This is a genomic window from Pseudomonas sp. JY-Q (assembly GCF_001655295.1).
GTDB lineage: Bacteria > Pseudomonadota > Gammaproteobacteria > Pseudomonadales > Pseudomonadaceae > Aquipseudomonas > Aquipseudomonas alloputida.
Genome location: NZ_CP011525.1, coordinates 1020001 through 1043502, shown reverse-complemented (window position 1 = coordinate 1043502; position 23502 = coordinate 1020001). Strand labels below are relative to the sequence as shown.

The 23502-nt window shown below is 61.9% G+C and carries 15 protein-coding genes, 2 tRNA genes and 3 rRNA genes (1 of these 20 only partly in view); 5 read left to right on the top strand and 15 right to left on the bottom strand.

Going from position 1 to position 23502, the window contains the following annotated elements; all coding sequences use genetic code 11:
* The first annotated feature begins 115 nt into the window (after window positions 1-115).
* Window positions 116-430, top strand: a complete 315-nt coding sequence (locus tag AA098_RS04590) for a putative quinol monooxygenase (protein ID WP_003251589.1) — start codon at window positions 116-118, stop codon at window positions 428-430.
* Here the strand turns inward: AA098_RS04590 and AA098_RS04585 are convergent.
* The gene (locus AA098_RS04585) at window positions 420-1184 is read right to left on the bottom strand and encodes a sulfite exporter TauE/SafE family protein (RefSeq protein ID WP_064613896.1); all 765 of its coding nucleotides are present in this window, start codon (window positions 1182-1184) and stop codon (window positions 420-422) included. The genes AA098_RS04590 and AA098_RS04585 overlap by 11 nt on opposite strands.
* A gap of 77 nt (window positions 1185-1261) precedes the next feature.
* On the opposite strand from AA098_RS04585, the gene AA098_RS04580 reads away from it, so the two are divergent.
* Window positions 1262-2143: a LysR substrate-binding domain-containing protein gene (locus AA098_RS04580; protein WP_064613895.1), complete on the top strand. Its 882-nt coding sequence runs from the start codon at window positions 1262-1264 to the stop codon at window positions 2141-2143.
* 106 nt (window positions 2144-2249) lie between these two features.
* Here the strand turns inward: AA098_RS04580 and AA098_RS04575 are convergent, their stop codons facing one another.
* On the bottom strand, window positions 2250-2525 hold the full coding sequence (locus AA098_RS04575) for a metal/formaldehyde-sensitive transcriptional repressor (protein ID WP_003251584.1): 276 nt from the start codon (window positions 2523-2525) through the stop codon (window positions 2250-2252).
* Between the two features lie 70 nt (window positions 2526-2595).
* Between AA098_RS04575 and dmeF the strand changes: the two genes are divergently transcribed.
* Together dmeF and AA098_RS04565 are read left to right on the top strand one after the other, a co-directional pair.
* Complete coding sequence (gene dmeF, locus AA098_RS04570) at window positions 2596-3537, top strand: CDF family Co(II)/Ni(II) efflux transporter DmeF (RefSeq protein WP_064613894.1); 942 nt, start codon at window positions 2596-2598, stop codon at window positions 3535-3537.
* A gap of 96 nt (window positions 3538-3633) precedes the next feature.
* On the top strand, window positions 3634-3978 hold the full coding sequence (locus AA098_RS04565) for a cupin domain-containing protein (RefSeq protein ID WP_003251579.1): 345 nt from the start codon (window positions 3634-3636) through the stop codon (window positions 3976-3978).
* Between the two features lie 191 nt (window positions 3979-4169).
* On the opposite strand, the gene mmsB is transcribed toward AA098_RS04565, so the two are convergent.
* A complete protein-coding gene (mmsB, locus tag AA098_RS04560) occupies window positions 4170-5057 on the bottom strand; it encodes a 3-hydroxyisobutyrate dehydrogenase (protein WP_003251576.1) in 888 nt (295 codons plus the stop codon).
* A gap of 10 nt (window positions 5058-5067) precedes the next feature.
* A complete protein-coding gene (locus tag AA098_RS04555; RefSeq protein WP_003251574.1) occupies window positions 5068-6594 on the bottom strand; it encodes a CoA-acylating methylmalonate-semialdehyde dehydrogenase in 1527 nt (508 codons plus the stop codon).
* 132 nt (window positions 6595-6726) lie between these two features.
* Here AA098_RS04555 and AA098_RS04550 point away from each other — a divergent pair, with 132 nt between their 5' ends.
* A complete protein-coding gene (locus AA098_RS04550) occupies window positions 6727-7677 on the top strand; it encodes a LysR family transcriptional regulator (protein WP_064613893.1) in 951 nt (316 codons plus the stop codon).
* 149 nt (window positions 7678-7826) lie between these two features.
* Here AA098_RS04550 and AA098_RS04545 read toward each other — a convergent pair whose 3' ends face one another.
* The 11 genes from AA098_RS04545 to AA098_RS04495 form a co-directional block, all read right to left on the bottom strand.
* Window positions 7827-8318, bottom strand: coding sequence for an OmpA family protein (locus AA098_RS04545; RefSeq protein ID WP_014754448.1), 492 nt, complete (start codon window positions 8316-8318; stop codon window positions 7827-7829).
* Between the two features lie 4 nt (window positions 8319-8322).
* Window positions 8323-9594, bottom strand: coding sequence for a diguanylate cyclase domain-containing protein (locus tag AA098_RS04540; protein WP_003251568.1), 1272 nt, complete (start codon window positions 9592-9594; stop codon window positions 8323-8325).
* On the bottom strand, window positions 9591-10157 hold the full coding sequence (locus tag AA098_RS04535) for a YfiR family protein (RefSeq protein ID WP_020191918.1): 567 nt from the start codon (window positions 10155-10157) through the stop codon (window positions 9591-9593). Before AA098_RS04535 ends, AA098_RS04540 begins: the two co-directional genes overlap by 4 nt.
* 100 nt (window positions 10158-10257) lie before the next feature.
* Entirely contained in the window at window positions 10258-12333 is a 2076-nt protein-coding gene (gene recD / locus AA098_RS04530; RefSeq protein WP_003251565.1) for an exodeoxyribonuclease V subunit alpha, read from the bottom strand.
* Complete coding sequence (gene recB / locus AA098_RS04525; RefSeq protein WP_004575982.1) at window positions 12330-16004, bottom strand: exodeoxyribonuclease V subunit beta; 3675 nt, start codon at window positions 16002-16004, stop codon at window positions 12330-12332. Before recB ends, recD begins: the two co-directional genes overlap by 4 nt.
* Window positions 16001-19483 carry an exodeoxyribonuclease V subunit gamma gene (recC, locus tag AA098_RS04520; protein ID WP_060538260.1) on the bottom strand — a complete coding sequence of 1161 codons (3483 nt, stop codon included), beginning with the start codon at window positions 19481-19483 and terminating at the stop codon, window positions 16001-16003. The genes recB and recC overlap by 4 nt, the downstream gene beginning before the upstream one ends.
* Before the next feature lie 361 nt (window positions 19484-19844).
* Window positions 19845-19960, bottom strand: a 5S ribosomal RNA gene (gene rrf, locus AA098_RS04515).
* A 130-nt stretch (window positions 19961-20090) separates the two neighbouring features.
* Window positions 20091-22983: ribosomal RNA gene (locus AA098_RS04510) — 23S ribosomal RNA — on the bottom strand.
* Between the two features lie 234 nt (window positions 22984-23217).
* Window positions 23218-23293: transfer RNA gene (locus AA098_RS04505), tRNA-Ala, on the bottom strand.
* 6 nt (window positions 23294-23299) lie between these two features.
* Window positions 23300-23376 (bottom strand) — tRNA-Ile (locus AA098_RS04500).
* Window positions 23377-23453: 77 nt separating this feature from the next.
* Window positions 23454-23502: ribosomal RNA gene (locus AA098_RS04495) — 16S ribosomal RNA — on the bottom strand; it runs 1488 nt beyond the window's last position.
* The 16S, 23S and 5S rRNA genes sit together here with 2 tRNA genes alongside, the layout of an rRNA operon.

Sequence of the window (23502 nt, the reverse complement as noted above, 5' to 3'; positions counted from 1 at the left end):
TCGCGGGGGCGGGATACAGCGGTGACGGGGCAAAATACAATTGACCAGAAGTCACGAATGAGCAATACATTATTGCCGTAGAATAGCGTCACCCCCCATCACCGAGTAGCGCCCCATGAGTGAGCCGTTCGCCTTTATCCTCAAAGCCAAGACCCGCCCGGAAATGGCTGATGCGTTCGAAAACCTGTTCCGTCCCTACGTCGAGCCAAGCCGCCAGGAACCCGGCTGCATCGAATACCACATGCTGCGCGACCAGCAGGACCCGAGCCTGTTTGTGTTCTTCGAAGTGTGGGCCGACAAAGCTGCGCTGGACGTGCACTCGGCCCTCCCGCACATGGCTGCCTTCTTCGAAAAACGCATGGATTACCTGGAGCGCGATTTCGATATCCAGAGGGTCGACATGCTCAGCGCTTCGTCCGCTAGCCGTTGATCAGCAGATGGACGCCGAGTGCGGCCAGCCCGATGAAAAAGCAACGCTTGAACAGCAGCGCGCTGATCCGCTGACGCAGCCACTGGCCCGCCAGCATGCCGAGCAAAGCCGGCGCCAGCATCAGCAGCGACGCCCCCAACGCCTGGCCCCCCAAGGCGTCCTGCCCGGCCAGGCCTAGGGCCAAGGCCAGGGTCGACACCGTAAACGACAGGCCCAGGGCCTGGATCAACTGCTCGCGGCTCAAGCCCAGGCTCTGCAGGTAAGGTACCGCTGGCATCACGAACACTCCGGTCGACGCCGTGACCACACCCGTGACCAGCCCGCAAAGCGGTCCCAGCCAGCGCTCGTGTCCCGGGCCCACCTGCAGGCCCGGGCCGACCACCCCATACAACGCGTAGACCAGCAAGGCGGCCCCCAACGCGTGCCCCGCCCAGGGGCCACTGCTGATTCCCAGCCAGGCGCTACCCAGCAAGGTGCCGACAACGATCAATGCCAGCATTGGCCCCAGGCGGACCAACAACCCTCGCAGGTGCCCGCCGCTGGCCAGCTGCCACAGGTTGGTGAGTGTCGAGGGCACGATCAACAACGCGGCAGCCTGCGCAGGTGGCATAGCCAGGCCCAACAGGCCCATGGCAATGGTGGGCAGGCCCAGGCCGATGACCCCCTTCACTGCGCCCGCCATCAGAAAGGTCAGTACAACCAGCAACGACAGTGCCGGGCCAATGTTCTGGTAAAACGCGAGCAAGGTAGTCATGGGCCGATGATGCCGTGCCCCGGGCGACGTGAGAATCTGCCATATACTCAGCCAGCCTCTTGCCAGGACAGAGCCACATGCATTTCGACCTGATCGACCTCAAGCTGTTCCAGCACACCCTGGAGTGCGGCAACATCACCGCCGGCGCCAGCCGCAGCCATCTGTCACTGCCAGCAGCCAGTGCGCGCATCCGCGCCATGGAAGCATCGCTGGGCATTCCCTTGCTGGAACGTAACCGCCGTGGCGTCCAACCAACGCCGGCTGGCCAGGCACTCTTGCAGCATGCACGGCTGATAACACAGCAAGTCGAACGCCTGCAGTTCGACCTGGGCCTGTACGCGCAAGGGCAGCAAGGCCAAGTGCGCCTGCTGTGCAACACCGCAGCGCTGACCGAATACTTGCCCGAACTGCTGGCCAGCTATCTGGCTGAAAACCCTGGAGTCAGCGTGGATGTGCAAGAGCTGCCAAGTTTGCGCATCGTGCAGGCAATTACCCAAGGCATGGCCGACCTGGGCATCGTGTCCACAGCCGCCCCCAACGAGCACCTGCAGACCCGGCCGTTTCGAGACGACCCGCTGGTGCTAGTGACGCCACAGGGCCACCCCCTGGCCAGTGCGCTGGCGCCAAGTTTCGTCGACAGCCTGGCCCATGGCTATGTCGGCCTGGGGGCCGGCAGTGCACTGGGGTTGTACCTGGAAGAGCAAGCGCTGCACGAGGGGCAGCGCATGCAGGTTCGGGTACGAGCAGAGGGGTTTGATGGGGTGATCCGCATGGTCGCGGGCGGGGCCGGAATCGGGGTGGTGCCGCTGGCAGCAGTGCAGCGCTGGCAAGGGATGCTGCCGTTGCACTGGGTGGCGCTGCAGGAGCCATGGGCCAACCGCCGGCTGCTGGTGTGCGCGCGGGATTTCGCGGCATTACCAGGCTATGCCGCCGGACTGGTATCCACCCTTACCCACTGACAGCCTTCGCTGGCACGCCTGCTTCCACAAACGCGTTCGCGTACCGCTCGGACCGTGAAGGTATTGATACCCCCCTGGGGTATTCGTGAAAGGGTACGGCGACCTCCTACTTCAGATAAGAACGTAGCAACGCCGCCACCTTGTCTGCCTCGTCCTGCCGTTCCTCGGCACTCAGGCCGTCCGCCACGAGGTGATCGCGGATGTGCCCTTCCATCACCTCGGCCATCAGCCCGTTCACCGCGCCGCGCACGGCAGCGATCTGCTGCAGGATCGCCAGGCAGTCCTTGTCCTGCTCCAGCGCCGTCTCCAGGGCGGCGGCTTGGCCTTTGATCTTGCGCACCCGGGTCAACAGCTGCTTCTTGCTCTTCAGGGTATGTGCCATTGGGTTTCACGCCATGCTAGGTATACTGGGGTATAGTATTTTTCTCGATCTTCCGGGAGCATGATAAACCATGGCGACACAAACCTCAGACCGCTGGCAGCACAGCCACCAGTTCCACACCAGCAACCTGGGCGCTGAGCGCAAAACCCGCCTGGCGGTTTGGCTGACCGCAGTGATGATGGTGGCGGAGGTTGCCGGAGGCTGGTACTTCAACTCCATGGCGCTGCTGGCCGACGGCTGGCACATGAGCTCCCACGCCCTGGCACTTGGCCTGTCCTTGCTGGCCTACGCTGCCGCTCGGCGCTATGCAGGTGACCGGCGCTTTGCCTTCGGCACCTGGAAGATCGAAATTCTCGGCGGCTACTCCAGCGCATTGCTATTGCTGGGCGTGGCCGGACTGATGGCGTTCCAGTCGGTGGAACGGCTGTTGGTGCCGGGACAGATCCACTATGACGAGGCGATCTTGATTGCCGTGGCGGGCCTCGCCGTCAACCTCATCTGCGCCTGGCTGCTACGCGATGACCATCATCATGACCATCACCCTCAAAGCCACGATCATCACCATCACCATCACCACCACCACCACCACGACCTGAACCTGCGCTCGGCCTACCTGCATGTGATGGCCGATGCCGCCACTTCGGTGCTGGCCATTGCTGCCTTGCTGGCCGGCAAGTTCTGGGGCGCCAGTTGGCTCGACCCAGCGATGGGCCTCGTCGGTGCGCTGCTGGTCGCGCTGTGGGCCCGTGGCCTGCTGCGCGATACCGGGCGAGTGTTACTGGACGCCGAGATGGACGCCCCGGTTGTGGCGGAAATCCGCGAAGTGGTCGCGCAATTGCCGGCGCCGGCCAGTATCACCGACCTGCATGTCTGGCGGGTGGGCAGGGACCAGTACGCCTGCATTCTTGGCCTGGCCACCCAGGCCACACTGAATGCCGACGGCGTGCGCCAGGCCCTGGCCGTGCACGAAGAGTTGGCGCACATCACTGTCGAGGTAAACCGCCTGCCATAGCGCGACCAGACACCTGGACGTCGAGCCCAGGCAACTGCTGCGCGGCCGTTGGGCCTATGGTGACCCGTCATTCAGCCAGTCACCAGGAGTTGTGCCATGTCCGATTTCATCACCGTCCTGCGCGAAACCTGCCCGACGCCGGTCGTGGACGCCACCAAGTGGAAGCGCATCGGCGGCGATCCGCACACCGTCAACCTCAATGCCTACCTGTCGGCCGACGGCAGCAAGATCATGGGCACCTGGATCTGCACCCCGGGCAAGTTCGAGGTCAACTACGATAAATGGGAGTTCTGCCACTTCCTCGATGGCTATTGCATCATTACCCCGGAAGGCGAAGAGCCCAAGCACCTGAAGGCGGGTGATGTGTTCGTGATCGAACCGGGCATGAAAGGTACGTGGGAAGTGGTCGAGACTGTACGTAAGTATTTCGTCTTCGCCTGACCTGCAGGCGCGGGTTTAGCTGCGAATGCGGCGGTGAGGCTTCTGCAGCATTCGCGGGTGAACCCGCGCCTACAACGGCAGCGCAATACCTGTAAGCGTGGACAAAAAAATCGCGGAGCAGACGCCCTTCCCTCTGGTGCGCAGTTACAGAGGGAAGGCCACCTGGCCCGCGATGAAGTCCACCTCTTGCATCAATCCTTCTTGCGATAACCCTCGACGATGGCCGAGAAGTCCTTGCCACCCTCGCCTCGCAGGCTCATGGCCTGGTACAACTGCTGGGCCACGGCACCGAGAATCACCGGTTGGTGTGCCTGGCGTGCCGCTTCGGTAGCCAGACCGAGGTCCTTGAGCATGAGTTCGGCGCCAAAGCCACCGGTGTAGCCACGCGATGCCGGTGCGGTTTCGATGACGCCCGGCCACGGGTTGTAGGTGTCCGAACTCCAGCAACGCCCGGTCGAACTGTTGATGATGCCGGCCAGCACCTTGGTATCGATACCCAACGCGTTACCCAGGGCCATGGCCTCGGACACGCCGATCATCGAAATGCCGAGCAGCAGGTTATTGCAGATCTTGGCGATCTGGCCGGTACCGACTTCCCCGCAGTGCACGATGTTGCGGCCCATCTGCTCCAGTACCGGCTTGAGGCTGGCGAACAACTCGGTACTGGCGCCGACCATGAACGTCAGGGTGCCGGCCGCCGCACCGCCAGTACCACCGGAAACCGGTGCATCCCCCATGTCCACACCCTTTGCCGCTGCGGCCTTGGACACATCACGTGCGGTCTGCGGGTCGATGGTGCTGCAGTCAACGGTCGGCGTGCCAGGGCGAATGCCGGCCAGTACGCCGTCCTCGCTCAAGTACACGCTGCGCACATGGGCTGCGGCCGGCAGCATGGTGATCACCAGCTCGCTGTTGGCCGCCGCGTCCTTGGGCGAGGGGCTGATCTGCCCGCCCAGTTCTGCCAGCTCGGCCAGCACGGCCTTGTTCAGGTCGAACAGGTTCAGCTGATGTCCGGCCTTGATCAGGTTGCGGGCCATGGGCGCGCCCATGTTGCCCAGGCCGATGAATGCGATACGCATGACGTACTCCTTAGCGCAGGCTAATGGTGGTGTTCACACCGTCGTTGACGCTGTCGTCATCGAACCAGCGAGCCGTGACGGTCTTGGTCTGAGTGTAGAACTGCACCACTTGCTTGCCGTAAGGCCCGAGGTCACCGAGTTTGGAACCCCGCGAGCCGGTGAAGCTGAAGAACGGTACGGGTACCGGGATCGGGATGTTGATGCCGACCTGGCCAATATCGATTTCGCTCTGGAACTTGCGGGCCGCAGCGCCGCTCTGGGTGAACAGGCCGGTGCCGTTGCCGAACGGGTTGGCGTTGACCAGGGCGATGGCCTCGTCGAGCGTATCGACTTCCAGGGTCACCAGCACCGGGCCGAAGATTTCCTGGGTATACACCTGCATGTCGGTCTTCACGCCCGAGAACAGGGTTGGGCCGACGAAGTTGCCTTGCTCGTAGCCCGGCACCTTGACGTCACGGCCGTCAAGTTCCAGCTTGGCGCCTTCCTTGATACCGCTTTCGATCAAGCCCAGCACACGTTCCTTGGCACGCTTGGATACCACCGGGCCAACGTCGGTGCCCGGCTCACAGCCAGCATTGACCTTGAGCTTGCTGGCAGCCTCCTTGATATCCGGCAACCATTCGCGGGCCTTGCCCACCAACACCGCCACCGAGGTCGCCATGCAGCGCTGGCCCGCCGCGCCGAAGGCAGCACCCACCAGCGCATTGATGGTTTGTGTGCGGTTGGCATCAGGCAACACCACCGCGTGGTTCTTGGCGCCCATCATTGACTGCACACGCTTGCCATGCTGGCTGCCAAGGTTGTAAACGTGCGTGCCGACTTCAGTCGAGCCCACGAAGGAAATCGCCTTGATGTCCTGGTGGGTGCAAATGGCATCCACCACCTGCTTACCGCCGTGCACCACGTTCAGCACACCGGCCGGTACGCCGGCTTCCAGCGCCAGCTCGACCAGTAGCATGGTCGACAGCGGGTCCTGCTCGGACGGTTTGAGCACGAACGTGTTGCCGCAGACAATGGCCATAGGGAACATCCACAGCGGGATCATTGCCGGGAAGTTGAACGGGGTGATGCCAGCGCATACGCCGATCGGCTGGCGCAGGGTGTAGGTATCGACACCGCCGGCGACGTTCTCGGCAAATTCGCCCATTTGCAGGGTGCCAATGGACGCCGCGTGCTCGACCACTTCCAGGCCGCGGAAGATATCGCCTTCAGCGTCGGCCAGGGTTTTGCCCTGCTCGGCGCTGAGCACCTGGGCAATGCGTTTGGTGTGTTCGCGGATCAGCGCCTGCAGCTTGAGCATGATGCGCATGCGCGCGCCGATCGGGGTGTTACGCCACGTCTGGAAAGCGCGATGAGCAGCGGCCACGGCTGCATCGACTTCCTCGACGGTGGCGAACGGTACGCGCGCCAGCACCTCTTGGGTGGCCGGGTTGACGATGTCACGCCATTCGGTGGTTTTGGACTCGACCCACTGGCCGTCGATCAGCAGCTTGACCTGCTCGACCTTGGTGCTGTTAGGGGATTGCGGTGCGTTCATCTGCGTTCTCCTTGGAATTGTTGTCGGGACGAGATCGCCAGCGCCGGGCAAACGCGGGGTGGCGTCCTGAGGCTTGTTTCGAGTATAGATGTGCAAACATCCAACAAGAACGCACAAAAAAACCGGATCATCATGCAAAAAGACCTCACATCCCTGAGCGCGCTCAACTGGGACGATTTGAAGTTCTTCCTCGAAGTGGCTCGCACCCGCAAGGCCAGCAGTGCCGCCAAACGGCTGAGCGTGGACTACACCACCGTGTCGCGACGCATCAGCTCGCTGGAGGGTGCGCTGGGCACCTTGCTGTTCGAAAAGTCGCGCACCAACGGCTTTGTGCTGACCGCCGAGGGCCAGCGCCTGCTGGGCTATGCCGAATCGATCGAGAGCACGCTGCACATGGCGTGCGAGCAGGTGTCCGGGTCGGGGGTGGCGTTGTCAGGCCATGTGCGCATGGGCTGCACGGAGGGCTTTGGCAGCTTTTTCATCACGCCGCAGCTAAGCCACTTCGTCGACGCCTACCCGGCAATTTCGGTGGACATCCTGCCGCTGCCGCACTTCATCAGCCTGTCCAAGCGTGAAGCGGACATCGTCATCGCGCTGGAGCGGCCCGAGCACGGGCCTTATGTGTGCTGCAAGCTGTGCGACTACCGCCTGCGGCTGTATGCCACCCAGGGCTACCTGGACAGCCACGCGCCGATCCGCCAGGTGACGGACCTGGCCAAACACCCCTTCATCAGTTACGTGGATGACCTGGCGTTCAGCTCCGAGCTGCTGTACCTGGCCAACCTGATCCCAAACGCCAGCGCACATTTGCGCAGTACCAGCGTGATCGCGCAGTACACGGCAGCGCTGCAGGGGCGTGGGCTGGCGATATTGCCGTGCTTCCTCGCCGCGCAGGACCCGCGATTGGTCACGGTGTTGCCGGAGGAGATCGAGGTGACGCGGCAGTTCTGGATGTATTGCCGGGAGGATTTGCGCAAGTTGAAGCGCATTACCCTGCTGTGGGATTACATCCGTGGGGTGACCGAGGCGAATGCACCGTTGTTGATGGGCGAAACCCGCGAGATGCGCTTTGCCCAGGACTGATGGGCCTGCGCATTTCCGAAGGCAACACAGCCCCTGTAGGAGCGGGCTTGCCCGCGAACACCGGCAAAGCCGGTGCCAGACAGCGCGTTGCCTGCTTCGCGGGCACGCCCGCGCCTACAGGGGATATGTGATAGCCCGAGCGGCGACGATCAGTAGGACGCGACCACGATGGACACTCGACGGTTCTCGGTACGCCCGGCGCTGGTGCGGTTGTCCGCCACCGGCTGGCTGCTGCCCAGGCCACGGCTCTGAATGTTCTGCGCCTGCATGCCAATCCCCACCAGCGCCTTGGTCACGCTTTGCGCGCGGCGCTCGGACAGCTGCTGGTTATACGCCGCCTTGCCCGACGAGTCGGCATGCCCGTCCACCCGCACGCCCTGGATACCAACGCCGAGCAGCGCCTTGCCGATGCGCTCGACAATCGCCTGGCTCTGGCCGTTGAGGCTGTCCAGATCGCTGCCGAACAGCACTTTGCCAGACAAGTCGTAGGCCCAACCTTCATCGGTCGGGGTGAAACCTTCGCGCTTGAGCACGGCAATCTGTTCTGGGGTAAGGCCTTTCGGGGGCGCGCTCTGGCAACCCGTCAGCGCCAGCATGGCGAGCAACAAGGCCCAAAGCGGAAAACGTAAAGCTTGCATCACGGGTTCAACTCCTGTTCCTGATTTCGTTGGCGGACCGTTCCGTCTGCGCCAGTTGCCAATGGCCACGGCGTTCGCGCTTGGCCTGGTACATTGCCGCATCGGCGGCATTGAGAAGACTGGCGGGGTCAGCGCCGTCATCCGGGTAATAGGCAATACCGACACTCAGCGAGGTGGAGATACTGCGGCCACTGTCCAGTTGCACCGGCAGCTTCATACTGGCAACGATCTTCTCGGCAATGTGTTCGGCGTCCTTGCGCGTATGCAACGGCGTCAACAGCACGGCAAACTCGTCGCCCCCCAGGCGCGCCACCAGATCGTGCTCGCGCAGTTGGGCGCGCACACGTTCGGCCACGCTGATCAACACCTCGTCACCCACGGCGTGGCCGAGGGTGTCGTTGATCTGCTTGAAGTGGTCGCTGTCGAGGAACAGCAGTGCCAGGTGGTCCTGCTGACGCGCCGCATTCCGCACGCTGCGGCTCAGGCGTCCTTCAAAGAAGGCGCGGTTGGGCAAGCCGGTCAGGCTGTCGTGGCTGGCCTGATGGGCAAGGGTCTGGTTTTCGCTCTGCAGGTGGCTATGCCACACCTCCAGTTCATCCAGCAGGGCATTGAAGTCGTTACCCAGCTCGTTCAGCTCGGCAATCGGCGCTTCTGGTACGCGCCGGTCGAAGCTGCGCTCGCGGCGGGCGGCATGGGCGACACTGGCCAGGCCACGCAGCGGGCGGGTGATATCGCTGAGCAGGCGCCGCGACAGATACTGGGCAGCCAGGGCGCTGAGGACCGTGCAGAACAGGATACCGGCCAAGCCACTGAGCAGGAACAGCAACAGGCTCCTGCCCTGGCCTGCCAGCTCGATGTGCCCGACCTGCTGTTGCTGGTGCACGATCGGCAGAATGACCGGCTCATCCAGCAAGGCGCTGGCAACCTGCACCTCCAGCTGCGCGAGCATGCCGGTATTGTCGCGTTGCCAGTGCGCCAGTTGCTCGCCCTCGTTGTTGAAGACCTTGGCCTCGGCCACTTCTTCGGTACTGGCAATCAACGCCAGCGACTCATTGGCAGCGGCGCTGTCATCGAACACCACCGCCGCCTCTACCGTGTAATTGATCGAGCGGGCGATCAACTGCAGGTTATGGTTGGCATAGACACGCAGGGCGAGCACGCCCAGCAGGGTGAGGGAGATACCCGCCAGGCCAACGGCAAGCAGGGCGACACTGAGGTGGCCACGGCCCAGCACCGAGCGCAGGGTCGGGCGCACGGTACGCTTGCGGGTCGGCTTCATGGCTGCTCCGCCCGGCGCCGCGACAATTGCAGCACGCTAGGGTGAATACGCACGCCAGAGCGTGCCACCGAGTCGAGATTGACTTCAAAGGCCACCTGCTGGTCGCTGACCCGCAGGCAGAACAGGCTGCCGACCGTGCAGGGGTCATCCGCCTCGCTGATGCTCAGCACCGGGTGGCCGCCGATACGCTGGAACAGCCGATCCCGCTGGCCCTGGTCAAGCTTGCCAATGTAGAGGGCATCGCAGGCCTGGGCGACCTGGGTGTCTTCTGCCAGCAAGCGCCGCACCTGCAGCGGCCGGCCGGACTCCTGGACATGGCCCTTGATGAGATCGTCGGCGTACTCGGTCGGGCCGACCAGGCACAGGCGCAAAGGAGAGGGTTCGACGGGCCAGCGGGCGTAACTGAAGATACCCAGTACTACCTGGGTGACTGCCTTGGCGCGTTGCTGTGCCTGGGCGGCGGTTGTGCCGGGGTCTGCCCGGGCAGCGCCTGCAGAAAGGAACAGGACGGCCAGCAATAGCGAAAGCGCACAGCTTGTCACTCGCCTTGCGGCCACGTTCATGTGGGAAATCCCTTTAAGCCCCTTCCGATATCGGCGCAACGATAGCACATGGCCGCTTTATTGTATGAGCCTGCAGCCACGTGTAATGGGTGTCATGGCCCTAGACCTGCTCGAGCATCAACCCGGAAATACGCCGTACTTTGCGCGCCACCGCTTCTTCGAAAATGCCTTGGCGTGGCTCGACCAGGCTGAAGCAGTGCTTGGCCCGAGTGATGCCGGTGTACACCAGTTCTTTGGTCAGCACCGGGTTGAGCGCATCCGGCAGCACCAGGGCAGTGTGGCTGAACTCCGAGCCCTGGGACTTGTGCACGGTCATGGCGAATACCGTTTCCACTTCGTTGAGCCGGCTCGGCAGAACGAACCGCACACCACCACTGCCGTCGTTGCGCGGGAAGGCCACACGCAGCAGCGGCTGGCCCTGCTCATCCGGCAGGCGCAGGGCTATACCGATGTCACCGTTCATCAGGCCCAGGCCGTAGTCGTTGCGGGTCACCAGCACCGGGCGTCCTTCGTACCAAGGCTGCTGGCTGTCGATCAGACCGGCATTGTGCAGCACCCGCGCCACCCGTTCATTCAGGCCTTCGACCCCCCAGGCGCCCCGGCGCACCGCGCACAGCAACTGGAAATCCTCGAAACTGCGCAACACCTTGCCCGCCCATTGCTCCCAGGCGGGGTCGTCAAAGGCGGTATCAAGTGCTGGCCGGTAACGCCCAAGGGTGCGCAGGTAGCTGCGGTAGCCTTGCGGTCCATCGGTACCGCGGTTCAGACCGTCCAGTAACAGGCGGTCGAAAGCACGATCCTGCTCGTGCTTGAGCGACAGGCTGTGCACGTCAGCAGGCGGCGCGGCCAGCAGGTTGCGCGCCGCGTGAGCATCCTGACGATTGACCAGTCTGGCCAACTGGCCAATACCGCTGCCTTCACCGAAACGCCGTGAAAACCGCAGCATCACCACTTGCTGAGCCAACGGGTGGCGCTGCTCATCGCCGGCCTTGAGGCCACTGCCGGCCAGCGACTCGCCACTGACCTGCTGAAGCCACGCTGCAGTCGCCGGCGAGTAAAAGCCCTCCTCAGCATCCCGGCACAGGTCACCCAGTACCGCGCCGGCCTCGACCGAGGCCAACTGGTCCTTGTCGCCCAGCAGCACCAGACGCGCCCGCGGCGGCAAGGCATCGAGCAGGTTGGCCATCATTTCCAGGTCGATCATCGACGCCTCGTCGACCACCAGCACATCCAACGGCAACGGGTTGCCAGCATGATGGCGGAAGTGCCGCGAGCCCGGGCGACTGCCGAGCAGGCGATGCACGGTGCTGACTTCAGTGGGGATTTGCCCGCGTACTTCGGCGCTGACTTGCAGGCGCTCGACTTGCTGGCCAATGGATTCGGTCAGGCGCGCAGCGGCCTTGCCGGTCGGTGCAGCCAGGCGGATGCGCAGTGGCCTGCCCTGCTCCACTGCCGGCGCCTGCAGCAACGCCAGCAGGCGCACCACGGTGGTCGTCTTGCCAGTACCGGGGCCGCCAGTGATGATGCTGAAACCAGCACGGGTGGCCAAGGCACAGGCGAGCTTCTGCCAGTCCAACTGGCCAGCTGGCGCGCCGCCCTCGAACAGTTGCGCCAGGCGCTCTGGCAGATCCGCAGGCGGTGCTTCGGCCTGACTCAGGCGCTGGCGCAGGGCATGGTCGATGCGCCGTTCGTAACGCCAGTAACGGCGCAGGTAAAGGCGCTCGCCACTGCGTACCAGCGGCCGCGCTTGCTGGCCAGGCGTATCACCTGCGGCCACCAGCGGACTGGCGACGATGCGCTGAAGCCAGGCATTCAAGTCAAGGTTGGCCAGCAGTTGCGATGGCAGTAGCAAAGGGCCGATAAGGGCGTCACCTTCCGGCGGCAACGACAGGGCGAAATCCGGCTCGGCCAAGGTTTGTTGCAGGTCGAGGCAGACATGTCCGTGCCCCAGTTGGTGGCTGGCCAGCGCTGCCGCCAGCAATAGCAAGGGATCACTGCCGGGGGCGCGCTCTTCCAGGAACGACACGAATGCGCGGTCCAGGGCACGTAGCCAGCCCCGCTCAACCCAACGGTCGAGTAATTGCAGCAGGTCAGCGCTGTTGTGCTGCGGTGCCAGCGCCAGCAGGTGCTCTGCGTGCAACGGGGTGGGCAACAGGTCGACAAGGCTTCGGCTCATGGCGCAACTCCGGCAAACAGGTCCTGCTGTACCGGCGCGTGCTCGCCACGGAACAGTGCATCGAGGCTTTCGATCAGCTCACGCGGTGGCTTGGCGTGGTACACGCCGTGGCCGCTGCTGCTGGCACCGCGCAGGAAGATGAACAGGGCGCCGCCAACATGGCGGTCATAATCGTAGTCCGCCAGCCGCGCGCGCAACTGGCGGTGCAGGGCCAGCAGGTACAGCACATACTGCAGGTCGTAGCGGTGCTCAAGAATCGCCTTTTCCATGGCCATGGCATCGTAGGCCTGGATGTCCGCACCCAGCCAGTTGGACTTGTAGTCGGTCACGTAGTAACGCCCGTCCAGCTCGAACGCCAGGTCGATGAACCCTTTGAACATGCCGTTTAGCACGGTCGGCTGCGCAGCTGGGCGCGCCAGACCGGGGTGGGTGTGGCGTGCCACCAGGCGATCGAGTTGTTCTGCGTCGACCCGGTGGCTGGCGAACCAGAATTCCATTTCGATCTGGTAATGACGCAGTTGGCCCAGCGTTACGCTCTGGTCGCTGCCCGGCAGCGGCAACGCCTCGCTCAGCAAACGTTGCATCCAGTGGCTCAGGGTGGGGATCCAGCCGGCCCAGTCACGGCGGTTGCAGCGCTGGCCAACGGTACGCTCTATCAGTTGAGGGTTACCGCTGACCTCGCTGAAGCCCTCACGGCCTGCCCACTCCAGCAAACCATGGAGGAAGGTGCCGGGGTTAGGCCCCCGTGGGAAGCGATGGATATCGCCGCTGTCGGCCGGGACCTCGCGCAACACCTGGGCATCGGGCACCTCGTCATCCAGCAGTTGCTGGGCCTGCGAGCTGTCGGCGCCGAGGGTCTGATCGCCGACACGAAGGGCACTGTACGAAGCGATCCACCAGTGCTCGGCAGCCGCATGGCGTGGCCTGCGTGCTGGCAGCAGCTCACGTTCGGCGTGTGGCATGCGATACATCTGCTCATCCGCCTGCGGCAGGCCCGGGCAAGTGATGTGCGGGCAACTTGCCGCCAAAGCCTGCAACCAGTCCGTCAGCTGCGCCGAGCCAGCCAGGGCCAGGCCGCCCCCCAGCAGGTAGCCAAACGCCGAGCGGTGCAGCTGCGAGCTCTTCTGATTACCGCGCTTGAGGTCGGCGACACCCAGCCAGCAAGCATGCTGGGCGCGGGTCAGGGCCACGTAGAGCAGGCGCAGGTCTTCGGCCAGGCGCTCGTCGTCAGCGCGCTCGATCTGCTCCTGGTCAGGTGTGAGGGTGAGGTGGGCGTTACCTTCGCTGTCATGCCAGGCCAGCGGCAGACGGCTACCATCCACCGGTTTGCTGGTGCAGATGAATGGCAGGTAGACCAAGGGATATTCCAGGCCCTTGGACTTGTGGATGGTCACCACCTTGACCAACTGTTCGTCGCTCTCCAGGCGCAGGATCTGCTCTTCACCGGCCTGACCGGAACTGGCCAGGTGCTCGGCCAGGTGGCGGATAAGCGCCTGTTCGCCGTCCAGCTCGCCAGCGGCCTGCTGCAGCAGCTCGGCCAGGTGCAGCAGGTTGGTCAGCACCCGCTCGCCATCACTGCGGCGGATCAGCGTACGCGGTAGCTGGAAGTCATGCAGCAGGTGGCGCAACATCGGCAACACCCCTTGGCGCTGCCAGGTGTCGCGGTAAAGGCGAAAGCGCATCACCCAGCTCTCCCAGACCCGCTCGTCCTGGTTAAGCCGGTCCAGCGCAGCCAGCGACAGGCCCAGTGTAAGGCTGGCCAAAGCAGCCTTGAGCAGGCGCTCTGAGTCAGGCTCGGCGCAGGCCTTCAGCCAGGCCAGCAGGTCGTGGGCTTCCTGGGCGGCAAACACCGAGTCCTTGTCGGACAGGTAGACACTGCGCACCTCGCGTGCGGCCAGTTCGGCGCGGACCATCTGCGCCTCATGGCCATCGCGCACCAGGATGGCAATGTCCGAGGGCAAGCAGGCGCGCAATTCGCCTTCGGCATTCTGGAAACCCGCCGTGCCCTGCTGGCCACCATTGAGCAAGGCCACAATATGGCTGGCGCAACTGGCGGCCAGTTGCTGGCGGTAAACGCTGCTGGAGACTGGCTCTTCACTTTCCAGCTGCCAGCATTGCAGGGCTGCACTGACTTCACCGTCAATCAGCAGCTGTTCGCCACGCCCCTTGGCGCGCACCTCGATGAATGGCAGCGGGTTGTCATCGGCCTCGCGGAACAGGAATGCACCCCGCCCCGCTTCACGCGCCTCGGCCTGCAGGAACACCTGGTTGACGGCCGCCACCATGGCTTTGCTGGAGCGGTAGTTGGTGTCCAGGCTGTGCAGACGGCCGCTGGTGGCGCGCCGCGCCGCAAGGTAGGTGTAGATGTCGGCACCGCGGAAGGCGTAGATCGCCTGTTTGGGGTCCCCGATCATGAACAGACCGGTTTCGGCGCGGTTTTCACTGATCTGGTAGATGCGCTCGAAAATGCCGTACTGAACCGGGTCGGTGTCCTGGAATTCGTCGATCAGCGCAACCGGGAACTGTTCACGGATCAGGCTGGCCAGGCGCTCGCCGGCCTCGCTGGCGAGTGCGTGCTGCAAGCGCACGAGCATGTCGTCGAAGCCCATTTCTGCACGCCGGCGCTTCTCCACTTCGAAACGTGCCGATACCCAACTGGCCGCGTGCTCGAGCAGAGGGGCATCCGGGCTGTCCAGGGCCTGCAGTTGTTGCTGCAAGTGCTGCATGGCGTTGAGGGCTGGGTGCTCGGGAGGCTCTCCCTTCCAGGCCTCGGCCATGCCCGCCGGGGTCAGCCGGGTAAAACCGGTGCCCAAGTCGAGCTCTACCAGTTGCTCATCGCTGGCCCAAGCGCAGAGCTTGTCGAACCAGGGCTCGAAGTAACGGGCTTGCATCTTGCGGCCGTCGACCTGCTTGGCGGCCAGCGCCTCGCGGCAGATTTGCCGCAGTTCCTCGGCCCACTGTGCCCATGGTGCCTTGATCCGGGCCAACTGTGCGCCACGTTGCTGTAGCGATGCCTGGATCAATGCAGCGGGCTCTGGCCCATTCTGCTGGGCGCGCACACGGCCGAACAGTGGGCGAATGCGTGGCAGCAAAGCGTCGGGGCTCCCCCAGTTGCCGCGCACCCAGGCCAGTGCGTCACCTTGCATCCCATAGCAGAAGCGCCGCCAGTAATCGCGCATGACCTGGCCCAACAACTCGCTGTGGTCGGTTTCCAGGGTCTGGGTGAACAGGCTGCCGCTGTCGAAGGCATGCTCGCGCAGCATGCGCTGGCACCAGCCATGGATGGTCGATACCGCAGCCTCGTCCATCCACTGCACGGCGATTTCCAACCGGCCGGCGCAACGCGGCCAGTTCTCTTGTGGGTAATCGTCACGCAGTTGGTGCAACAGCGGATCGGCCCCTTCCAGTTCGCCACGGAAGAACCGTGCGGCTTCAGCCAGGCGGGCGCGGATACGCTCGCGCAGCTCTTTGGTGGCGGCGTCGGTGAAGGTCACCACGAGGATCTGCGGTGGCAGCAGCTCGCGCTCGAAGCCCTGTTCGCCACCGTGACCGAGGATCAGGCGCAGGTACAGCGCCGAAATGGTAAAGGTCTTGCCCGTGCCGGCGCTGGCTTCGATCAGCTGGCTACCGTGCAGGGGGAAACTCAGTGCCAGAGGACGGTCCTGGGTCATGCGCCTTTCTCCGGGTTGCCCAAGGTCTGCCAAGGGGCGGTGAACAACGGGCGGTACAAGGTCTCACACCAGCCTTCAAACGTTTCGTCAGCGGTGAGTGCTGCAAAATCTCGGAACTGGCGAGCCAGCGCAATGCTTTCACTTCGCTCGCCAAAACTGGTGCGTTCGTCGCCTTCGTAGGCGCGAGCTGCTGCGGCCATGGCTTTATCGGCATCGTCCTGGGCCAACCAGGCGAACGCGGTCTTGGCCGCGACTGGCAACGGCGCATTCATTGCCGCCTGACGGGCCACCAACAGGTCGCCCAGCAGTTGCGCGGCCAGCGCTTGCGGCAGCGGTGCAAGCAACAGGGTCAGGTCACTGGCTACCAATGCACTGTTATAGGGGTAGCCCGCTGCACAGGCCGCCAGGTGCGTAACCCAGGGCGCGATAAGGCGGTGCCACTTCAGGTTGTTGCGCCCGGCACTGATGGTGTTGGGTACTGTGGTGATGCTGAGAAGGCTCTGATCTTCCGCCTGGAACACCCGGCCCAGCCAGCCCTCCAGACGGTGCTGACCGTGCTCGAAATGCACCGGTAAAGCGCCCTCGACCAGCTGTGGCCAGCGTTGCAGCAATTGTTGGTGACGTTGCAGCAGGTCCGGCAGCGGTTCGACCAATTCGTTTTGCAGCAGTTCGCCGAAACCGGCTAGCGGCAGCAAACCGCAGGCCTGCAGGCGTCGGGCCTGGGCGCGCAAGGCCTGTTCAGCGTTGTCCGGTTCGGCCAAGGCGGCGCCAAGCAGGCTTTCACTGGCGCCGTAACGTTGCAGGGTATCGAGGACGAAGGGCTCTTCGTCCGGGGTCGGCGCTTCCAGCGCCTCAAAGTACACCCTCAAGCGCTGGCTGAAGAAGTGCCGTACCGGGTGGCGCAAGAAGTCATTCAACTGGTGCAGACTCAGGGCTTCAGCGTCCAGATAAGGCGGCAGGCCCGGCTCGCTCTGATCGTCTGCCTCACCTTGCTGGTGCAGCACCTGCCATTCATGGGCATAGCTGAACAATGGGCTGCCCTTCTGGAAGTACCGAGGGCTGAACGGCTGCAGCGGGTGCTCCTGGGTCAGTGCGTGCAACAGTTGCTCGCCCGGTTTCGCGAGCTGGCCCTGCTGCGCGTCGGCCAAATGCCAGCCCGCAGCGATGTGATCGCGCAACTGGCCGATCAGCACCGAGGCCGGGCGTTCGCTATTGTCGCGGATACTGCGCCCGACCCAGCTGACATACAGTTGGTCACGTGCTGACAGTAGCGCTTCAAGCAACAGGTAACGGTCGTCTTCGCGGCGTGAGCGGTCGCCCGGGCGATAGTCGCTGGCCATCAGGTCGAAGTCCAGCGGTGGCTGCGCACGCGGGTAATCGCCATCATTCATGCCCAGCAGGCAAACCACCCTGAACGGGATCGCGCGCATGGGCATGAGTGTGCAGAAGTTGACCGAGCCGGCGAGGAAACGTTGTGACAGCTTGCCCTGATCGAGGCCCGACAGCCAGGCTTCACGCACCACGGTAAGCGGTAGCGGGTCGTGCAGGCCGACGGTCTCGCACACCTCAAGCCAGCTATCACGCAGATCCTGCAACTGCATCAACAGGAATTCATCACCCTCGTCCTCGGCGAGGAAGAACACGTGCAGCAAGGCATGCAGTCGCTCGCCCCACTGGCTGACGGTGGCAGGCTCGGAAAAGGCCTGGCAGGCGACTTCGAGCGCATCGAGCAACGCGACCAGCGGGCCGATCAGTGCCGCGTCCAGGCCACCGATTTCATCGTAGGGCTCAATACCATCACAGGCCTCACCCACCCCCACGGCATAACCCAACAGCATGCGGCGCAAGCCGAAACGCCAACTGTTCTGTTCGAGCCCGGCGGGCAAGCCCAGGCTCGCCCGCTGCGCGGCGTCAAGGCCCCAACGAATGCCAGCGCCCTCGATCCAGCGGTGCAGCGTGGGCAGATCGTTTTCGCGGATGCCGAAGCGGGCGCGGACTGCCGGCACGTCCAGCAGGTCGAGCACTTCGCTGACCGCGAAGCGGCTGTCAGGCAGTTTGAGCAGGTGCTCAAGCGCGATCAGCAAAGGCTCGCGACCACGCTGGCCCTGGTCTGTCAGGGTGAACGGGATGTAGCGCGGGTCGTTGCGCTGCAACTGGCCGAAGACGGCGCGGATATGCGGCGCATACGTGTCGATGTCCGGCAGCATGACGATTACGTCGCGCGGGCGCAAAGTCGGGTCGGCGCTGAAGCGGGCCAACAGCTGGTCGTGGAGGATTTCCACTTCACGTTGCGGGCTGTGCGCAACATGGAAGCGGATCGAGCGGTCTTTTGTGGTGTCGACTGGTGGCCACCGTTCGCGGCTCTCGGCGAGCGGGCGCAATTCCAGGATGTCGTCCTGCAGTTCGTTGAGCAGCGTGGTGGGCGAACCGTCGCTGAACAGGTCGATGCGGCCGTCGCTGAACACGCCCTGGTAGCTGCCCGGGTCATCATAGCTGTCGAGCAGGTTGATGTAGTCGCGGCCTTGTTTACCCCAGGCAGCCAGCAACGGGTGGGCATGCTGGTGCAGCGTCTGGTCGTCCAGTTGCAGGGGCATGCCTTGCTTGCGTTGCTGGCGTTTGTACTGGTGGCGCAACAGGTCCTTGTCGGCGACGATATCGGCCCAGTGGTGGCGGCATGGGTTGTGTACGCACAGCAATACCTGACTGAAACGCGACAGGCCTGCCAGCGCTTCCAGGGCCTGGGCCGGCAGCGAAGAGATACCGAACACGATCACCCTCGGTGGCAGCCCTGCAGGCGCCTGCTCCAGGCTGTTGATGCGCTCGATGAAACGTTGGTGTACTCCGGCGCGGCTCTGCGCCATGCCTTGCTCGCCAACATCCTCGAGCAATGCTCGCCACAACTCGGCTTGCCAGCGGTTGCCTGGCGGCAGTACTTTGCGCTCGCCGCGGGCCGTGTTGATGACGTGCTCGCCACTGGCCCAGTCCTTGAGCCAATCGGCACGGTAGACCTGGTACTGGTCGAACAGGTCGGCCAGGCGCTCGGCTAGCTGGTAGCGCTTGCGCAAGTCACTGTCGTCGGTGAGGAAGCGCCGCAGTGGCTCGAAATGCGGACGCTCGATGAGCGCTGGCAACAGACGCATCAGCCGCCAGGTCAGTGGTGCCTTGTCGAGCAGAGACACTTCGGGAATTTCGCTACGGCCAAGCACGCTGCGGTAGAGCTGCCACATAAAGCTACCGGGCAGTTGCACATCGATGGCAGCGGCGATGCCGCAGCCGCCTTGGTCATCTTCCAGCGGATCTTCAGCCAGGGCCAGCTTGAGCCATTGGGCGATGCCATTGCTTTGCACCAGGGCAATTTCGTTTTCCAGAGGCGCCAGCGGGTAGCGACGCATCCAGCTCACTACCAGGCTACGCAGGTCGTCGAGGCGGTTGCCGTGGACGATCATGAAGCCTGGGTGGAGATGGGCGGTGTTGGGCATCGGAAGGTCTCTGGAGGCGCTGATGGCTGAGAGGGGAACGATATCACGCGCACATGAAACGGCCGAATGCCATCAGGCTGTGGGAGCGGGCACTTCAACGCGGTGCCATCCGCAGCGTGGCACTCCCGATCCATAGGGGAGGTGACGTTGGTGGCCTGGAGAGTGTGCGCCCCTGCCTGGCGTTGGCCCCCTTCCCCGTAGGAGCGGGTTTACCCGCGAACCCTGTAGGAGCGGGTTTACCCGCGAACCCTGTAGGAGCGGGTTTACCCGCGAACACCGGCGAAGCCGGTGCCATCTCCTTTTTTGCCCACAAAGACAAAACCCCTACCTGCATGCGCAGATAGGGGTTTTGCGAAATGAATCTTGACGATGACCTACTCTCACATGGGGAAACCCCACACTACCATCGGCGATGCATCGTTTCACTACTGAGTTCGGGATGGGATCAGGTGGTTCCAATGCTCTATGGTCGTCAAGAAATTCTGTTGCCAGAATGTCCAGATGGACAGCCCAGCGAATTCGGATATGCGATATTTGTGGTCTTACGAATTTTCGGGTCTTTCGTCTTCACCACCACAATCTGCGTAGCAGATTGCTTGGGTGTTATATGGTCAAGCCTCACGGGCAATTAGTATTGGTTAGCTCAACGCCTCACAGCGCTTACACACCCAACCTATCAACGTCGTAGTCTTCGACGGCCCTTTAGGGGATTCAAGATCCCAGTGAGATCTCATCTTGAGGCAAGTTTCCCGCTTAGATGCTTTCAGCGGTTATCTCTTCCGAACATAGCTACCCGGCAATGCCACTGGCGTGACAACCGGAACACCAGAGGTTCGTCCACTCCGGTCCTCTCGTACTAGGAGCAGCCCCTCTCAAATCTCAAACGTCCACGGCAGATAGGGACCGAACTGTCTCACGACGTTCTAAACCCAGCTCGCGTACCACTTTAAATGGCGAACAGCCATACCCTTGGGACCGGCTTCAGCCCCAGGATGTGATGAGCCGACATCGAGGTGCCAAACACCGCCGTCGATATGAACTCTTGGGCGGTATCAGCCTGTTATCCCCGGAGTACCTTTTATCCGTTGAGCGATGGCCCTTCCATACAGAACCACCGGATCACTAAGACCTACTTTCGTACCTGCTCGACGTGTTTGTCTCGCAGTCAAGCGCGCTTTTGCCTTTATACTCTACGACCGATTTCCGACCGGTCTGAGCGCACCTTCGTACTCCTCCGTTACTCTTTGGGAGGAGACCGCCCCAGTCAAACTACCCACCATACACTGTCCTCGATCCGGATAACGGACCTGAGTTAGAACCTCAAAGTTGCCAGGGTGGTATTTCAAGGATGGCTCCATGAGAACTGGCGTCCCCACTTCAAAGCCTCCCACCTATCCTACACAAGCAAATTCAAAGTCCAGTGCAAAGCTATAGTAAAGGTTCACGGGGTCTTTCCGTCTAGCCGCGGATACACTGCATCTTCACAGCGATTTCAATTTCACTGAGTCTCGGGTGGAGACAGCGCCGCCATCGTTACGCCATTCGTGCAGGTCGGAACTTACCCGACAAGGAATTTCGCTACCTTAGGACCGTTATAGTTACGGCCGCCGTTTACCGGGGCTTCGATCAAGAGCTTCGCTTGCGCTAACCCCATCAATTAACCTTCCGGCACCGGGCAGGCGTCACACCCTATACGTCCACTTTCGTGTTTGCAGAGTGCTGTGTTTTTAATAAACAGTCGCAGCGGCCTGGTATCTTCGACCGGCATGGGCTTACGGAGCAAGTCCTTCACCCTCGCCGGCGCACCTTCTCCCGAAGTTACGGTGCCATTTTGCCTAGTTCCTTCACCCGAGTTCTCTCAAGCGCCTTGGTATTCTCTACCTAACCACCTGTGTCGGTTTGGGGTACGGTTCCCAGTTATCTGAAGCTTAGGAGCTTTTCTTGGAAGCATGGTATCAACCACTTCGTCGCCTAAAGGCAACTCGTCATCAGCTCTCGGCCTTGAAATCCCGGATTTGCCTAAGATTTCAGCCTACCACCTTAAACCTGGACAACCAACGCCAGGCTGGCCTAACCTTCTCCGTCCCTCCATCGCAATAACTGGAAGTACAGGAATATTAACCTGTTTTCCATCGACTACGCTTTTCAGCCTCGCCTTAGGGACCGACTAACCCTGCGTCGATTAACGTTGCGCAGGAAACCTTGGTCTTTCGGCGTGCGAGTTTTTCACTCGCATTGTCGTTACTCATGTCAGCATTCGCACTTCTGATACCTCCAGCAAGCTTCTCAACTCACCTTCACAGGCTTACAGAACGCTCCTCTACCGCATCATCATACGATGATACCCGTAGCTTCGGTGCATGGTTTGAGCCCCGTTACATCTTCCGCGCAGGCCGACTCGACTAGTGAGCTATTACGCTTTCTTTAAAGGGTGGCTGCTTCTAAGCCAACCTCCTAGCTGTCTAAGCCTTCCCACATCGTTTCCCACTTAACCATGACTTTGGGACCTTAGCTGACGGTCTGGGTTGTTTCCCTTTTCACGACGGACGTTAGCACCCGCCGTGTGTCTCCCATGCTCGGCACTTGTAGGTATTCGGAGTTTGCATCGGTTTGGTAAGTCGGGATGACCCCCTAGCCGAAACAGTGCTCTACCCCCTACAGTGATACATGAGGCGCTACCTAAATAGCTTTCGAGGAGAACCAGCTATCTCCGAGCTTGATTAGCCTTTCACTCCGATCCACAGGTCATCCGCTAACTTTTCAACGGTAGTCGGTTCGGTCCTCCAGTCAGTGTTACCTAACCTTCAACCTGCCCATGGATAGATCGCCCGGTTTCGGGTCTATACCCAGCGACTAAACGCCCTATTAAGACTCGCTTTCGCTACGCCTCCCCTATTCGGTTAAGCTCGCCACTGAATATAAGTCGCTGACCCATTATACAAAAGGTACGCAGTCACCTAACAAAGTAGGCTCCCACTGCTTGTACGCATACGGTTTCAGGTTCTATTTCACTCCCCTCTCCGGGGTTCTTTTCGCCTTTCCCTCACGGTACTGGTTCACTATCGGTCAGTCAGTAGTATTTAGCCTTGGAGGATGGTCCCCCCATGTTCAGACAAAGTTTCTCGTGCTCCGTCCTACTCGATTTCATTGATAAGAGATTTTCGTGTACGGGGCTATCACCCACTATGGCCGCACTTTCCAGAGCGTTCCACTAATCTCAAATCAACTTAAGGGCTGGTCCCCGTTCGCTCGCCACTACTAAGGGAATCTCGGTTGATTTCTTTTCCTCAGGGTACTTAGATGTTTCAGTTCCCCTGGTTCGCCTCTTGCACCTATGTATTCAGTACAAGATAACCAGCTTATGCTGGCTGGGTTCCCCCATTCAGAGATCTCTGGATCACAGTCTGTTTGCCGACTCCCCAAAGCTTATCGCAGGCTACCACGTCTTTCATCGCCTCTGACTGCCAAGGCATCCACCGTATGCGCTTCTTCACTTGACCATATAACCCCAAGCAATCTGGTTATACTGTGAAGACGAAATTCGCCGAAAATTCGTACGTTGCTCTTTCGAGCAGAACTCACAAATTTTACCTTAGCCTGATCCACCAGCAGTGAAACTGGTGTTCAGTCTATATCTATCACATATCCGAATTTTTAAAGAACGATCTGACAAAAGCCAGAAATCAACATTCGACGCGAATGCTCATTTCTGAGTTTGATCAAGGTACAGCAAGTGGTGGAGCCAAGCGGGATCGAACCGCTGACCTCCTGCGTGCAAGGCAGGCGCTCTCCCAGCTGAGCTATGGCCCCGCATATTGGTAGGTCTGGGCAGATTTGAACTGCCGACCTCACCCTTATCAGGGGTGCGCTCTAACCAACTGAGCTACAGACCTATATAGGGTCTTGATCGTCTTCGACAATGAATCAAGCAATTCGTGTGGGAGCTCATCAGCAGGCTGATGTCGTCGATTAAGGAGGTGATCCAGCCGCAGGTTCCCCTACGGCTACCTTGTTACGAC

What these genes read in the sequence shown, in the direction of transcription:
- AA098_RS04550 (WP_064613893.1), top strand. Translation starts at nt 6,727, where the DNA reads ATGCAAAAAGACCTCACATCCCTGAGCGCGCTCAACTGGGACGATTTG.
- AA098_RS04540 (WP_003251568.1), bottom strand. Translation starts at nt 9,594, where the DNA reads ATGAAGCCGACCCGCAAGCGTACCGTGCGCCCGACCCTGCGCTCGGTG.
- dmeF (WP_064613894.1), top strand. Translation starts at nt 2,596, where the DNA reads ATGGCGACACAAACCTCAGACCGCTGGCAGCACAGCCACCAGTTCCAC.
- mmsB (WP_003251576.1), bottom strand. Translation starts at nt 5,057, where the DNA reads ATGCGTATCGCATTCATCGGCCTGGGCAACATGGGCGCGCCCATGGCC.
- AA098_RS04580 (WP_064613895.1), top strand. Translation starts at nt 1,262, where the DNA reads ATGCATTTCGACCTGATCGACCTCAAGCTGTTCCAGCACACCCTGGAG.
- AA098_RS04585 (WP_064613896.1), bottom strand. Translation starts at nt 1,184, where the DNA reads ATGACTACCTTGCTCGCGTTTTACCAGAACATTGGCCCGGCACTGTCG.
- AA098_RS04575 (WP_003251584.1), bottom strand. Translation starts at nt 2,525, where the DNA reads ATGGCACATACCCTGAAGAGCAAGAAGCAGCTGTTGACCCGGGTGCGC.
- AA098_RS04535 (WP_020191918.1), bottom strand. Translation starts at nt 10,157, where the DNA reads ATGAACGTGGCCGCAAGGCGAGTGACAAGCTGTGCGCTTTCGCTATTG.
- AA098_RS04590 (WP_003251589.1), top strand. Translation starts at nt 116, where the DNA reads ATGAGTGAGCCGTTCGCCTTTATCCTCAAAGCCAAGACCCGCCCGGAA.
- AA098_RS04565 (WP_003251579.1), top strand. Translation starts at nt 3,634, where the DNA reads ATGTCCGATTTCATCACCGTCCTGCGCGAAACCTGCCCGACGCCGGTC.
- AA098_RS04555 (WP_003251574.1), bottom strand. Translation starts at nt 6,594, where the DNA reads ATGAACGCACCGCAATCCCCTAACAGCACCAAGGTCGAGCAGGTCAAG.
- recC (WP_060538260.1), bottom strand. Translation starts at nt 19,483, where the DNA reads ATGCCCAACACCGCCCATCTCCACCCAGGCTTCATGATCGTCCACGGC.
- recD (WP_003251565.1), bottom strand. Translation starts at nt 12,333, where the DNA reads ATGAGCCGAAGCCTTGTCGACCTGTTGCCCACCCCGTTGCACGCAGAG.
- recB (WP_004575982.1), bottom strand. Translation starts at nt 16,004, where the DNA reads ATGACCCAGGACCGTCCTCTGGCACTGAGTTTCCCCCTGCACGGTAGC.